Below are 14070 nucleotides of genomic sequence, written 5' to 3'. Positions count from 1 at the left end.
TAATGATTTTTAAGCATAGAAGGAGTTTTTCCGCTGTATGGATGAGATTTTAAAGGTAGCGAATGTTTCCTACCATTATGATAAAGAAGAAGTACTCCAAAGAATTAACTTAACAATCAAAAAAAGGCAGTTTCACAGGAATTATTGGGCCTAATGGTTCAGGGAAATCGACGCTGTTGAAATTAATTTTAGGGCTTTTGAAAATACAGCAAGGTGAAATTACCTTGTTTGGTAAGCCACATGCTGAATTTAAAGACTGGTCAAAAATTGGTTTCGTCTCGCAAAAATCAAACGCGTTTAATGGTGCGTTTCCAGCCACAGTAAAAGAAGTCGTTTCTAGCGGTTTGGTGAAGAAAAAAGGGATGTTTCGGCGGTTGAATCGTCGGGATTTTGAAGCAGTCTATGAGGCGCTTGACATTGTGGATATGAGGCGGTTTGCTGGGCGAAATATTGGAGAGCTTTCTGGTGGACAACAGCAACGTGTTTTTATTGCACGCGCGCTTGTAAGTAAGCCAGAGGTACTGATTCTGGATGAGCCTACTGTGGGGATTGATGCGCAGAACGTGACGTCTTTTTATGAGTTATTGAAGGAATTGAACGCGAAAGAGGCAATTACGATGTTGCTTGTGACACATGACATTTTGGCAGTGAATTCGTATGTGGATCATATTGTTAGCCTGAATACGAAGGTGTTGTTTGATGGTACGGCTGTGGATTACCAAATTTACTTAGAGGAACGAGAGCTAGAAGCCCTTGAAGTGAGCAGGATGGGGGTGACACATTGTGATTGCGAACCTGTTTGAATATGATTTTATTAGAAATACGTTTATTGTCGGGATTGTCATCGGGATTGTTGCTCCACTCTTGGGTAGTTTTATTGTAGTAAGACGACTTTCTTTGATGGCGGATGCGCTGAGTCATGTCAGTTTGGCAGGGATTGCAGTTAGCTTATACTTAAGTAAGATGTATTTACCGCTTGTCGCGCTGAATCCGCTGTATTTGGGATTCGGATTTGCGGTTGGTGGCTCTTTACTCATGGAAAAATTGCGCAATGTTTACAAACAATTTCAAGAACTAGCGATTCCGATTATTATGTCAGCTGGAATGGGGTTCAGCGTTATTTTTATCTCGCTTGCTAATGGCTTTAATACGGATTTGTTCAGCTATTTATTTGGTAGTGTTAGCGCGGTCAGTAAATCGGATATGTGGACAATTTTGGCAATCGCTTTTATAGTATTGTTAACTGTATTTTTTTTGTATAAAGAACTGTTTTTGTTATCATTCGATGAAGAATATGCGAATGCATCTGGAATTCCCGCTAAAATAGTGGATGTGATTTTCATGTTATTAGTAGCGCTTGTCATTGCATCTAGTATGCGCATTGTTGGTATTCTACTCGTGTCGTCATTGATGACATTGCCTGTAGCAGCAGCTATACGTATCGCTAAAGGCTTTAAACAAACGATTGCTTATGCGATTCTATTTGGTGAAATATCAGTGATAGGTGGTCTTGTGAGCGCCTTTTATCTCGATCTTGCACCAGGTGGTTCGATTGTTATTATTTCTGTCTTTATTTTAGTTTTAACGATTAGTGTTCAAAAAGTGAAACAAAAACTGGCGATAGCCGAAAGAAGTGATTCGAATGTCTCTAACAGCTAACGAAGCTCTGCAATTGATGAAACGAAAAGGTTATAAACACACGGATAAGCGCGAATTTCTAATCAATCTCTTTGCTCGAAAAAATCGTTATATGACGGCAAAAGAAGTTTTAGAGAGTATGAAGGAAGATTTTCCGGGAATTAGTTTTGATACAATCTACAGGAATTTATCACTATTTGTCGAATTAGAATTGTTTGAGGAGACAGAACTTTCTAGTGAGAAGCATTTTCGATTATCATGTGCTCACGAGGAACACCATCATCATTTTATTTGTATGGAATGTGGAAAAACGCGTGAGATTCGGATGTGCCCAATGGATTTCTTGGAAGAAGCATTGCCAGGTTATCAAGTAGAAGGGCATAAGTTCGAAGTGTATGGTAAATGCCCAGATTGTTTAGCGAAAGTGGGGTAGCAGATGATAATCAAGATATTAGAGCATGATTCGAATTGGGCTAAGATGTACAGTGATGAAAAAGTCGCGATACAGCAGATTTTGCAAACAGAATTAGTTGCTAGTTTCCATATTGGAAGTACATCTGTCCCAAACTTAAAAGCAAAGCCAATTATTGATATACTACTCGTTGTGGAGGATATTGTTAGACTAGATACTTTTGCTGAACGTTTTAAGGAGCTGAACTACGAGGTGATGGGGGAGTTTGGAATGGTTGGGAGGCGTTACTATCGCAAAGGTGGAGATCAGCGTACCCATCAAATCCACGCCTTCCAAGCAGATAACTTAACAGAAATTGGCCGGCATTTATTATTTCGTGATTTTCTAAGAGCACATCCAACAATAAGGCATAAATATGGTGAATTGAAGAGTAGCCTAGCTGATGCATATCCTAATGATATAGATGCTTATTGCGATGGTAAAGATCAATTCGTGAAAGAAACGGAACAAAAAGCGATTCATTGGCATTGGAAAAATCGTTAAAAAACGCGCCCATCAACGGGAACGCGTTTTTTTCTTCGTTACAAAATTAGTACCATTTATTTGCCCAAACTGATAACCAATCGAATCAACTAACTCGGCAATTGTATTTACTTGCTGGATGTTAGCCAATTCGCGTACAATATCAGCTGCAACCTCAGAGTCTTCTAAAGCATGATGATGTTCAAAATGCATGCCGAAATAATCTGCGACAAGGTTTAATTTATGTGAGCGTAGCGGTAATATTTTTTGAGATAACACGCAAGAACAAAAATACAGATTCGCAGGTAATGGCAAATCGTACTTCTCTGTTGTCGCACGGAATACATTAATATCAAACGTCGCAAAGTGAGCAGCCACTGGTAAGTCATCGATGAAATTAATAATACTCGGATAAACTTCTAGCCAATTCGGGGAGTCCCAAACGTCTTCCGGATGAATACCATGAACACGAATATTAGAAGCGTAGAAATCTTCCTCAGGATTGATTAATTGATAGTATTCGGAATGCTTGTTCCCATTCAAATATTTGACCATACCAATGGAGCAGGGACTTGTTCGTGAACCATTAGCAGTTTCAAAATCAAGAACGACATAGTTTAAATCTTTCATCTTGTTTTCACTCCTTCACATCCATCATACCTTTAAGAATTCGGCTTGCGCAAGGATTTTGGTTTGATGTAGAGGCCAAGATCACGTCGTTCTTTTCGTAAGGCTATGGAAAGCGAAATCATCATCAGGAGCATAATAAATGAAAATGGCAAAGCAACAATGATAAGCATATTTTGCAAGCCTTCTAAACCACCACTGAAAAGTAGAATAGAAGCGATTAATGACTGGATGATACCCCATATAAATTTGACACGGTTGGCTGGGTTCATCACGCCATTCATCGTTTGCATGCCTAGTACATAGGTGGCTGAGTCAGCGGATGTAATGAAGAATACGCCAATCAAGAAAATTGCAATTATCGAAAGTAGTGACCCTAGTGGCATGTGATTGAACGTGCCAAACAGAACTTCTTCGGTTTTTAGTTGGGTTAAATCAAATCCAGCGCGTTGTACAGAGGTAGATGCTGTCCCAAAAACGGCGAACCAGACCACACTAAGCAACGTGGGCAGCAAAATAACACCAGCTAAAAACTCGCGGATTCGGCGGCCTTTGGAAACCCGCGCGATAAAAATTCCGACAAACGGTGACCAAGAAATAAACCAAGCCCAATAGAAAATTGTCCAACTATTAATCCACTCACGACCAGCTGCATCCACTGGTGATGTCCGGAAACTCATGCCGATAAAATTTTGCATATAAGCACCAGTTGCATCAGTCATCATATTTAGCGTTAGCAATGTTGGGCCAACGATAATAACAATAATCATCAGCAGAACGGCTAAAACCATGTTCGTATTACTGAGCCACTTCATACCACGACCAAGTCCACTCATCGCGGAAGTTAAGAACAGAACGGTAACGACTGCAATAATAATAATCTGTATCTTAAAACTAACTGGGATGTCGAATAAAAAGGATAGCCCCCCATTTATTTGCGTAGCACCGAAGCCAAGTGTTGTCGCAACACCGACAATTGTCGCGAATACGGCAATAACATCGATTGTCACACGGACAGAAGGCTTCATAAATCTCCCAAGAAGCGGATCGAGTGTTGCGCTAATCAAACCAGGTTTATCCTGTCTAAATTGGAAATAGGCCAGCGTTAGGCCAACAAAGGCATATATCGCCCACGCATGAATGCCCCAGTGGAAAAAGGAGAAGCGAAAAGCATCCATTAAAGCTTGGTTTGTTCCAGGCTCGGCCTCTGGACTTGAGATTGCATAATGGGACAACGGTTCTGTCGCCCCCCAAAAAACGAGTCCAACACCCATTCCAGCACTGAATAACATACCAAACCAAGAAATAGTTGAATATTTCGGCTTTTCACCTGCTTTTCCTAGTTTAATTGAACCAATTGGACTGATGATTAAATAGAAGCAGAAAATCACGAGTACTGAAACAAAAATCAAATAGTACCAACCAAATGTTGTCGTAATAAAATTTTGAATGTTTGCAGTTACGCTGGCAAGCCCTGTTGGGGTCAGAATTCCGATTGTAACAAAGACTAATGTGATAGCCAGTGTAATCCAAAATACATTTGTAATTTTGTGCGAAGTTTCTTTTTTTTGTTCCCATAATTCCTCACTTTCATTGCTAGACAGGTTTCTGTGTAAAAGTCTAGCAAACTAATAGGAACGAAATACTGAACCGCCCCTTGACCTTAACTATGTTAACAAAGATTAGCAGTGAAAGCAAATGGGTGACAATAGCGCATGTTTCAATTCCTTATTTGTGGATAAAGTTACATAACAAAGTACCACATATACGAGGAGGAATTACTATGAAAAAAGAGGATGGATTTTTGGCTGGATTTATTATTATCGTTGTTTTAATAACATTTAAGATTTGGATAAAATTCACGTTTGAGTTGCAATTAGCATGCCTCGTTCTGCTAGTAGCAGCATCGTGGACGTTGAAATATTTCATTTTTAAAAAATTAAAATCTAAGAAAAAAGGGGCTTAACATAATTAAAAACGTCGACGTGCAAAAATGCGTATCGACGTTTTTAAACTTATTTTGCAGCTTCTGCTTCCTCTGCTGCTTTTTTAGCGAAATATTCTTCGGCTAGGATATCGATTTCTTTCTTCAATTCCTCGACCATTGTTTCTTCGGGTACTTTACGAACAATTTTACCATGACGGAAAAGAAGTCCTTCGCCACGAGCACCAGCTATTCCGATATCGGCTTCACGAGCTTCACCTGGACCGTTTACAGCGCAACCGAGTACTGCAACTTTAATTGGAGCTTTGATGGTGGAGATGTATTCTTCCACTTCATTAGCAATACTGATAAGGTCGATTTCAATACGACCACAAGTTGGACAAGATATAAGTGTTGCAGCATTGGATGACAGGCCGAACGACTTTAATACTTCACGGGCAACTTTAATTTCTTCTACAGGATCGGCAGAAAGGGAGACACGAAGCGTGTTTCCAATGCCTTTACTAAGGATTGCACCAAGTCCGGCGGCGCTTTTGATACCACCAGCAAACTGTGTTCCTGATTCAGTTATTCCCAGATGTAGTGGATAGCTGAATGCCTTGGATGCTAAATCGTAGGCTTCAATTGCCAAGTTGACATCAGATGCTTTTAGTGACACGATGATATCATGAAAATCAAGATCTTCTAGAATCTTGATGTGATCTAGCGCGCTTTCGACCATTCCTTCTGCAGTAGGGTAACCATATTTTTCGATAAACTTCTTCTCCAAGCTACCAGCGTTAACTCCGATACGAATCGGAATACCTTTTGCTTTGGCCGCGTTCACGACTTTAACAACGCGATCGCGACGACCGATATTACCTGGATTAATACGAATTTTGTCCACACCAGCATCGATTGCTTTTAAAGCTAGGCGATAATCGAAATGAATATCGGCTACGAGCGGAATTGAAATTTTGCTTTTTATTTCAGCAAGGGCATCTGCAGCGCGCTCATCAGGGACGGCGACACGAACAATTTGGCACCCAGCTTCTTCTAGACGATGAATTTCAGCAACAGTTGCCTCTACATCATGCGTTTTTGTTGTGGCCATACTTTGAATAAATAATTCATTACTTCCGCCTATGGTCAAATTACCAACCTTTACAGGGCGGGTATTTGCTCTATGTGTTCTTTCTGTCAAAGCGATTCGCTCCTTATAATCCCGATTTGCAGGATTTGTTATTATTAATGCATTACCAATCATACCATTATTCGTGTGAAAAATCATCCATATTGTTTATTAGAATTTAGTGAGAATAGGGCTGTTATCCAAATGAAAACTCCCAAAACCACCTTGGTTTGAGGAGGACTTGGGAGCTTTTATAACTTATTTTACAGGCTGCTTCATGTCTGTTGGCGGAATTTGCCGAATGACTAAGAAAATAATAAAGAAGCTTACTGCCATATTGATAGTTGAGAGGTATGGAACCGTTATTTGGAGCCAGTACATCACCATCGTGAACACTGCTGCAAGCGTCATACTGTATGCTGCAATATTCCAGTTGTTGAAATAACTGATACCCATACGACCGAAGCCACTCATAATAAATCCGAATAGAGCATATAGCGCAACTTTGAAGAATGAAATCAGAATCATCGCAATTAAAATGATGCCAAGTAAAATTGGAATGAAATATTTTGACAAATCTTCCATGGATTGATAAAAGCTTACGAGGTCACTTTTGGATTTGATTCCAGCAGTTGTATAGCTTACAGATTGATCTACGCCAGGAGCTTTGATGTAAATTTTGTCTGATAAGAAAGCGATCGCACTATCAGCAGAACCGATTTGATTGTCGATTTGGTCCGTTGTCAAGCTGTTAGTCGAGTCAAAGTAGAAAAAGACACTGCCTTGATCGATAGTTATTGGTTTATCTGAGTCAGAAACGAGTTTTCCATCCTCTATAGTAAAATCAGGGATGTCGTTTTTGATGGTATCTGCTCCAACCTTTAACGCATCATTGGCAGCGTTAGCCGTGTGAAAGCCGATTGGTAAAAAAATCAGAATCGAAATGAGAATTATGTAAAGAATCGATTTCCATATTTTATCCGCTCGAAACGTTGCGATATCCTCAGGAGAGTAGATACTTTTTACAAAACGTTTGAAAATATTCATTTGGTTGTGATGCACCTCATTCTTGGTTTATTTATATAGTAGAAACGTAAATCTTAGTTGCTAATTGCTTTCTTTATAATAGCTTGAAATTGAAGGGATTGCAAGGATAGGAAAACAAAGCAAGTTTTTTGTGATTTTGAAATAAAGTCAGTTGTCCAGCTTTCAAATCCAGCTTCGGGGCTAGCTCTGCAAAAAAAAAAGGTAGATTCAAAGCATTTTTTGCGGAGCTGACAAACCTCCTTAGCTTTTTAGTCAAGCATTTAAATTGCAACGGTCGCCTTGTAGTGATAACCTTGTAGTTGTAGGGAAAAGTGGACTAAGTATCTCATTTGGAAATGCTTGCTTTTTCGAATAAAGATAATCAAGGAGGAGTTTTTATTATGACATATGAATTACCTAAATTAGCTTACACATACGATGCTTTGGAGCCTAATTTTGATAAAGAAACAATGGAGATTCACTATTCAAAACATCATCAAACGTATGTAACGAAACTAAATGATGCATTAAAAGGACATGACGATTTAGCTGCTAAATCTATCGAGGACTTGGTTGCTGATTTAAATAGTGTTCCTGAAAACATTCGTACTGCTGTTCGTAATAATGGTGGCGGACATGCCAACCATAAATTCTTCTGGACCATCCTTAGCCCTCAAGGCGGTGGCGAGCCCTCTGGCGCTTTAGCAGACGCAATCAACGCTACATTCGGAAGTTTCGAGGAATTCAAAACGAAATTTGCTGATTCAAGCGTTGCACGTTTCGGTTCTGGTTGGGCGTGGTTAGTAGTGAAAGATGGCAAATTGTCTATCATTTCTACTCCAAACCAAGATTCACCGTTAACAGATGGCTACACACCAGTTATCGGTCTTGATGTTTGGGAGCACGCTTACTATTTGAAATTCCAAAATGTTCGTCCAGAATACATCAAAACTTTCTGGAACGTAGTAGATTGGAATAAAGCTGGCGAAAATTTTGACGCAGCTAAATAATTAAAAATGAAAGTCGTGTGCGTGAAAATGCATGCGGCTTTTTTGTGTAATCAGAGTGCATGCAGACTTTTAAAGAGGTCTTTAACTTTTCTTAATGATTTTCTAATCAAACTCTAGTGGTAATCTCGCCAAAATTCAGCTACAATAGAATTAGATGAGTGCTGAAAAAGGAAGGATTGTGACAAGTGAAAAATAGATTTATTAAAAAGGCTGACAAACCAAAGAAGAAAAGGCAAGTAATTCCGCTACGCTTGAACATCCTATTTTTCGTTATTTTTATATTATTCTCAGCTCTAATTTTGCGCCTTGGTGTGGTTCAAATCGTTCAAGGAGAAACGTATAAGCGGCAATTGGAAGAAACCGATGATGTTAGTGTGACGAAAAACGTGCCACGTGGTGTTATTTATGACCGGAATTATAATCTATTAGTAGGTAATTCAGCGGTTAAATCAATCACATATGCACGTAGTCAGAAAACACAGGCAACAGAGATGATTGCGGTTGCGAAGAAATTGGATAAATTAGTCGCGATTACGCCTGAGAAATTGACCGAGCGTGATTTGCAAGATTATTGGATTTTGATAAATGAGAAAGAATCACTAGCGCGTCTTAGCAAAGCTGACCGTAATTTAGACGGTGGGAAAGTGTATAAAAAGCAGATTGCAGGTGTGACGCAAGCTGATTTGGATAGTTTAACCGAAGATGATAAACGTATTGCTACAATTTACAAGAAGATGACAGCTGGTTATGCGCTATCGCAAGTGGCGATTAAGAGTAAGGGCGTGACGGATGAGGAAATCGCGAGGGTAAGCGAGAATTTGGAAAGCTTGCCTGGTGTAGATACAACGACAGACTGGAATCGTTTTTATACGTATGATGAAACGTTGCGTTCGATATTAGGAAGCGTGTCGACCGAGAAACAAGGGATTCCGAGTGACAAGGTGGATTATTACTTAGCACAAGGCTATAGCCGAAATGACCGTGTTGGCCGAAGTTATTTAGAAGCGCAGTATGAATCCGTGTTAGCCGGACAGAAATCGAAGTCGAATAGTGTTCTGGATAGCAGCGGGAATATTATTGAGACGGTTGAGAAGTATGAAGGTTCTAAAGGTAAGGATTTGGTCTTATCTGTGGATGTTGAGTTCCAGAAGAAGATTGAGGAAATTTTGAGAAAAAATATGGACATCAATAAAGGTTATAGTGGAACTGATTTGTTTGACCGAGCATTTGTAGTTGCAACCGATCCGTATTCTGGCCAAGTTCTTGCACTTGCAGGCCAGAAATTTGATGGAAAGGGTGGATTTGAAGATTTTTCACTAGGCAACTTTACCACTGCTTACAATATGGGATCAGCTGTTAAAGGGGCAACTGTGCTAGGTGGAATTATGGACGGTGCGATTTCTGAAAACCAAACTTTCTTTGATCAGCCAATTAAGTTTAAAGGAACGAAAGCGAAAAGCTCATGGTTTAATAGAAGTGGAGAAGGTGGACGTACTTTAGATCCTGTTGGAGCCCTAGAAATATCTTCAAACTCCTATATGTATCAAGTTTCGATGAAAATGGCTGGAGCGAAATATGTTCCTGATGGCCCATTCCGAGCTTCGCCAGAAACATTTGATACAATGCGTTATTATTATAATCAATTTGGATTAGGTGTTAAGACGGGTATCGATTTGCCAGGAGAACAAATTGGTTATAAAGGTCCTGATGATACAGTTGGTAAAATACTCGATTTTGCAATTGGACAATATGACTCGTATACACCACTGCAACTAGCTCAGTATGGCGGTACTATTGCCAATGGCGGTTATCGGATTGAACCAACAATGCTAAAAGAAATACGCGATCCAAGTACGAATGGTGATGCAGTTGGTAAAGTAGCAACTGAGGTTGAACCTAAAGTCTTAAATCGTATTGGTGCATCAAGCTCAGCGATTAAAGAAGTACAGGAAGGTTTCTACGCAGTAACTCATGGAGGAAATGGAACAGGAAGACATTATTTCAATGATTTGGGTGTAGAAGTTGCAGGTAAGACTGGTACAGCTGAAGCATTTTATGATGGCCCTAAAAAGGATAGTGCTATGACGGAGGTTTGGAATACAACTTTTGTAGGTTATGCACCAGCTGAAAAACCAGAGATCTCTATTTCCGTAGTTGTTCCTTGGGGGTATCGCAAATATGGCGGAACAGATTCAAAAATTAACCTGAAAATATCAGAAGAAGTATTCAAAGCTTATTTTGATTTGAAAAAAGAACGAGCAGAAGCTGGAAAAGATACTTCTAAAGTAGATCAGCCAATTAATAATAAAGCAGCTGCAGCAGCGGCACAAGCAAAATTGAATGACTAAGAGTATGATGAACATCCTAAATTTAGATATATATTCTAATTTTAGGATGTTTTTGCACAGGAAAAATGCAAACAGGTTTTCTGCAATGATAAAAATTTTCAATTTCTCCTCAAAATCCCATGCAAAAACCTGATAATTAGCCGATATTATGGTATGATAAGTTAAATGTGAAAAAACGAAGTCCGATTAAGGAACTCTGTTTTTCTTTTTCGACAAAATATACCAAAATCAAGGGGGAAATAGAATGACAAAAAGCTATCACGTAGCTGTTGTTGGCGCGACTGGTGCTGTTGGAACGCAAATGATTCAATTATTGGAAGATGTGACGTTTTCTATAAAAGAAGTGTCGTTTTTATCTTCGGCTCGTTCAGCTGGTAAGAAATTGACGTTCCGCGGGGAAGAAGTAATAATTAAAGAAGCAACACCTGAAAGTTTTGCGGGTGTGGATATTGCTTTGTTCAGTGCTGGTGGTTCGATTTCTGAGCGTTTTGCGAAAGATGCAGTGGCACATGGCGCGATTGTAATCGATAATACGAGTGCGTTCCGGATGCATCCAGATGTACCGCTTGTTGTTCCTGAGGTGAATCCTGAGGCGTTGCGTGATCACAAAGGCATTATTGCGAATCCGAACTGTTCGACAATTCAAATGGTCGCAGCACTGCAACCGATTCGCGCAGCTTTCGGCTTAAACCGGATTATTGTTTCGACATACCAAGCTGTTTCTGGTTCTGGTATTCAAGCAATTGAAGAGCTGCAAACGCAATCTCAAGCCATTTTGAATGGAGAAGATTTTACGCCTGCTGTGATGCCAGTGAAGGGTGATAAAAAGCATTTCCAAATTGCGTTTAATGCGTTGCCACAGATTGATGTTTTCACGGATAATGACTATACATACGAAGAGATGAAGATGGTCAATGAAACGAAGAAAATCATGAGCGATACGTCAATGAAAGTTGCGGCAACATGTGTACGTATTCCAGTTATCACGGGACATTCGGAGTCGGTTTACATTGAAGTGGATCAGGATAATGTCAAAGTTTCTGAGATTCAAGAACTCCTGCGCAATGCACCTGGTGTTGTTTTGGAAGATGATACGGCGAATCAAGTGTATCCGCATGCGGCGAGTTCTGCTGGTAAAAAAGAGGTTTTCGTTGGGCGAGTTCGTCATGATTTAGACGATTCGAAAGGATTCCATATGTGGATTGTATCGGATAATTTACTAAAAGGCGCTGCTTGGAATTCGATTCAAATTGCTGAATCTTTAATCGAACAAGAAATCATCTGAAAAACGCGAAATAATTGAGGTGTAACGAATGAAAATTATCGTGCAAAAATTTGGTGGGACTTCCGTTCAAAACGAGGAGTCCCGCCAGCTTGCATTTAACCATTTACAAAGTTCAATCGATCAAGGCTATAAAGTTGTTGTTGTTGTTTCGGCAATTGGTCGATTAGGTGATCCTTACGCGACGGATACGTTGCTGGAACTCATTGGGGCGAAAGAAACGCGGTTGTCATTACGTGAACAAGATATGTTGCTTTCTGTTGGTGAAACGATTTCTACAGCGGTTTTCACGAACATGCTTTTAGAGGCTGATATCAAGGCTACGGGATTTTCGGGGGCCCAAGCTGGAATCAGGACATCAGGTGAATACACGGCGGGCAAAATTTTCTGAGGTCGACGTGACACGATTACGTGAGACACTGGAAACTGTCGATATTGTTGTTGTTGCTGGTTTTCAAGGTAGTGCGCCAAATGGTGATGTCACAACGCTTGGTCGTGGAGGTAGCGATACTTCTGCCGCAGCGCTTGGCGTCGCACTTGCCGCCGAAAGGATTGATATCTTTACGGATGTTGATGGAATGTACACAGCCGATCCGAGAATTGTTAAAAATGCGCGTTCTTTGCCGACTGTGAGTTATAATGAAGTTAGCAACATGGCTTATCAAGGTGCCAAAGTGATTCATCCACGTGCTGTTGAGATTGCGATGCAGGCTAAGATTCCGTTGCGCATTCGTTCGACATATTTAAAGGGAGAGGGAACACTTGTTACGTCGCAAACCGATGTCAGCGGTCATTTTGATGTGAAGGAACGCCTTGTTACGGGGATTGCGCATGTGACGAATTTGACGCAGCTTCGTGTTAAGACAGATTATGTCCATACCCAGCAGGAAGCTTTCGCAATTTTGGCGGAAGCGAATATTAGTTTAGATTTTATTAATATATCAACAAACGAGATTGTGTTCACCGTACCAGAACAAAAGCGTGAACACGTGTTGGCACTTTTGAAGGAAGCATCCTATGAGGCCGAAACGACTGAGAATTGCGCAAAAGTTTCCATCGTTGGGGCGGGAATCGCTGGTGTACCAGGAGTTACCGCTAAGATCGTATCTGCTTTATCCAGGAAAAACATCGCTATTTTGCAGTCAGCAGATAGTCATACCACAGTTTGGATTCTAGTTGAAGAAACGGATTTAATCGCCGCAGTAAATGCACTTCATGATGAGTTTTGCATTGAAAATGAATTGGAGGAGGAATAACATAATGGATTTCGGAAAAGTAGTGACAGCCATGGTGACGCCGTACAATTCTGAGAAAGATAAAGTATGCAAAAAAAGGATTCACCGTTTAGTCAACCACCTCATTGAAAATGGTTCAGATGGCCTAGTAGTAGCGGGTACAACAGGTGAGTCCCCAACGATTTCGCACGACGAAAAGATTAAGTTGTTCAAGCAAGTTGTAGAAACAAACCAAGGGCGCGCTAAAATCATTGCGGGAACGGGTTCGAATAATACGGCGGAAACAATCGCTTTTACGAAAGAAGTGGAAGAAATCGGTGGTATTGATGCTGTTCTAATCGTAGCACCGTACTATAATAAACCAAACCAAGCTGGTCTATACGCTCATTTTGCGGCAATTGCAGAGGCGACGACGTTACCAGTGGTCATTTATAACATTCCGAGTCGATCGATTGTGAATATAGAACCAGAAACGATTATTGAACTGTCCAAAATCGAGAATATTGTCGCGGTAAAAGAATCTAGTGGTAATTTTGATAATATCACAAAAATTATTGCAGAAACTAGTGATAATTTTGCGGTTTACAGTGGCGATGATAGTTTTACATTACCAATTTATGCACTTGGTGGAGCGGGTGTTATTTCGGTTGCGAGTCACATTATCGGCCCTGAAATGCAGACGATGCTTCGCGCCTTTGATGAAGGTGATACGAAGAAAGCAGCGGAAATTCATGGTAAGCTGGTGCCGTTAATGAACACACTATTCATCGCTCCGAATCCAGCTCCGGTGAAACATATGGTTAATAAATTAGGTATTGATGTTGGGCATTTACGATTGCCACTCGCACCGTTAACAGACACAGAAATTGTAAAAATTGAAGCAGCATACAAAAATTATTTAAAATAAGAGGAAG

General features: G+C 40.2%; 12 protein-coding genes and 2 pseudogenes. 10 read left to right on the top strand and 4 right to left on the bottom strand.

Going from position 1 to position 14070, the window contains the following annotated elements:
- Window positions 1-37: 37 nt before the first annotated feature.
- The 4 genes and pseudogenes from PROCOU_RS01175 (at window position 38) to PROCOU_RS01160 (ending at window position 2593) form a co-directional block, all read left to right on the top strand.
- Window positions 38-803, top strand: a pseudogene (locus PROCOU_RS01175) (metal ABC transporter ATP-binding protein).
- Window positions 784-1659, top strand: a complete 876-nt coding sequence (locus PROCOU_RS01170; RefSeq protein ID WP_036069136.1) for a metal ABC transporter permease — start codon at window positions 784-786, stop codon at window positions 1657-1659. Before PROCOU_RS01175 ends, PROCOU_RS01170 begins: the two are co-directional and overlap by 20 nt.
- Window positions 1643-2071, top strand: a complete 429-nt coding sequence (locus PROCOU_RS01165) for a Fur family transcriptional regulator (RefSeq protein ID WP_036069135.1) — start codon at window positions 1643-1645, stop codon at window positions 2069-2071. Before PROCOU_RS01170 ends, PROCOU_RS01165 begins: the two co-directional genes overlap by 17 nt.
- 3 nt (window positions 2072-2074) lie before the next feature.
- The gene (locus tag PROCOU_RS01160; RefSeq protein WP_036069133.1) at window positions 2075-2593 is read left to right on the top strand and encodes a GrpB family protein; all 519 of its coding nucleotides are present in this window, start codon (window positions 2075-2077) and stop codon (window positions 2591-2593) included.
- A gap of 12 nt (window positions 2594-2605) precedes the next feature.
- On the opposite strand, the gene PROCOU_RS01155 is transcribed toward PROCOU_RS01160, so the two are convergent.
- Together PROCOU_RS01155 and PROCOU_RS01150 are read right to left on the bottom strand one after the other, a co-directional pair.
- Complete coding sequence (locus PROCOU_RS01155) at window positions 2606-3202, bottom strand: 3'-5' exonuclease (protein WP_036069132.1); 597 nt, start codon at window positions 3200-3202, stop codon at window positions 2606-2608.
- Between the two features lie 32 nt (window positions 3203-3234).
- The gene (locus PROCOU_RS01150) at window positions 3235-4803 is read right to left on the bottom strand and encodes a glycine betaine uptake BCCT transporter (RefSeq protein ID WP_077913277.1); all 1569 of its coding nucleotides are present in this window, start codon (window positions 4801-4803) and stop codon (window positions 3235-3237) included.
- A gap of 179 nt (window positions 4804-4982) precedes the next feature.
- Between PROCOU_RS01150 and PROCOU_RS01145 the strand changes: the two genes are divergently transcribed.
- On the top strand, window positions 4983-5165 hold the full coding sequence (locus PROCOU_RS01145) for a hypothetical protein (RefSeq protein WP_036069130.1): 183 nt from the start codon (window positions 4983-4985) through the stop codon (window positions 5163-5165).
- Between the two features lie 49 nt (window positions 5166-5214).
- Here the strand turns inward: PROCOU_RS01145 and ispG are convergent, their stop codons facing one another.
- Entirely contained in the window at window positions 5215-6327 is a 1113-nt protein-coding gene (gene ispG / locus PROCOU_RS01140; RefSeq protein WP_036069189.1) for a flavodoxin-dependent (E)-4-hydroxy-3-methylbut-2-enyl-diphosphate synthase, read from the bottom strand.
- Window positions 6328-6513: 186 nt separating this feature from the next.
- A complete protein-coding gene (locus tag PROCOU_RS01135; protein ID WP_036069129.1) occupies window positions 6514-7302 on the bottom strand; it encodes a DUF1189 domain-containing protein in 789 nt (262 codons plus the stop codon).
- A gap of 380 nt (window positions 7303-7682) precedes the next feature.
- Here PROCOU_RS01135 and PROCOU_RS01130 point away from each other — a divergent pair, with 380 nt between their 5' ends.
- The 5 genes and pseudogenes from PROCOU_RS01130 (at window position 7683) to dapA (ending at window position 14063) form a co-directional block, all read left to right on the top strand.
- Window positions 7683-8291, top strand: a complete 609-nt coding sequence (locus tag PROCOU_RS01130) for a superoxide dismutase (RefSeq protein WP_036069128.1) — start codon at window positions 7683-7685, stop codon at window positions 8289-8291.
- Window positions 8292-8476: 185 nt separating this feature from the next.
- Entirely contained in the window at window positions 8477-10639 is a 2163-nt protein-coding gene (locus PROCOU_RS01125) for a peptidoglycan D,D-transpeptidase FtsI family protein (protein ID WP_036069127.1), read from the top strand.
- A gap of 244 nt (window positions 10640-10883) precedes the next feature.
- Entirely contained in the window at window positions 10884-11924 is a 1041-nt protein-coding gene (locus PROCOU_RS01120) for an aspartate-semialdehyde dehydrogenase (protein ID WP_036069126.1), read from the top strand.
- Window positions 11925-11952: 28 nt separating this feature from the next.
- Window positions 11953-13177, top strand: a pseudogene (gene dapG / locus PROCOU_RS01115) (aspartate kinase).
- 4 nt (window positions 13178-13181) lie between these two features.
- Window positions 13182-14063 carry a 4-hydroxy-tetrahydrodipicolinate synthase gene (dapA, locus tag PROCOU_RS01110; protein WP_036069125.1) on the top strand — a complete coding sequence of 294 codons (882 nt, stop codon included), beginning with the start codon at window positions 13182-13184 and terminating at the stop codon, window positions 14061-14063.
- Window positions 14064-14070 lie beyond the last annotated feature (7 nt).

This window comes from Listeria rocourtiae FSL F6-920 (assembly GCF_000525975.1).
In the GTDB taxonomy this organism is placed as follows: domain Bacteria; phylum Bacillota; class Bacilli; order Lactobacillales; family Listeriaceae; genus Listeria_A; species Listeria_A rocourtiae.
This window is presented reverse-complemented; position numbering and strand designations above follow the sequence as displayed.

Coding starts and splice junctions, on each gene's coding strand:
- dapA (WP_036069125.1), top strand. CDS start 13,182: ATGGATTTCGGAAAAGTAGTGACAGCCATGGTGACGCCGTACAATTCT.
- PROCOU_RS01145 (WP_036069130.1), top strand. CDS start 4,983: ATGAAAAAAGAGGATGGATTTTTGGCTGGATTTATTATTATCGTTGTT.
- PROCOU_RS01155 (WP_036069132.1), bottom strand. CDS start 3,202: ATGAAAGATTTAAACTATGTCGTTCTTGATTTTGAAACTGCTAATGGT.
- PROCOU_RS01135 (WP_036069129.1), bottom strand. CDS start 7,302: ATGAATATTTTCAAACGTTTTGTAAAAAGTATCTACTCTCCTGAGGAT.
- PROCOU_RS01160 (WP_036069133.1), top strand. CDS start 2,075: ATGATAATCAAGATATTAGAGCATGATTCGAATTGGGCTAAGATGTAC.
- PROCOU_RS01130 (WP_036069128.1), top strand. CDS start 7,683: ATGACATATGAATTACCTAAATTAGCTTACACATACGATGCTTTGGAG.
- PROCOU_RS01165 (WP_036069135.1), top strand. CDS start 1,643: ATGTCTCTAACAGCTAACGAAGCTCTGCAATTGATGAAACGAAAAGGT.
- PROCOU_RS01120 (WP_036069126.1), top strand. CDS start 10,884: ATGACAAAAAGCTATCACGTAGCTGTTGTTGGCGCGACTGGTGCTGTT.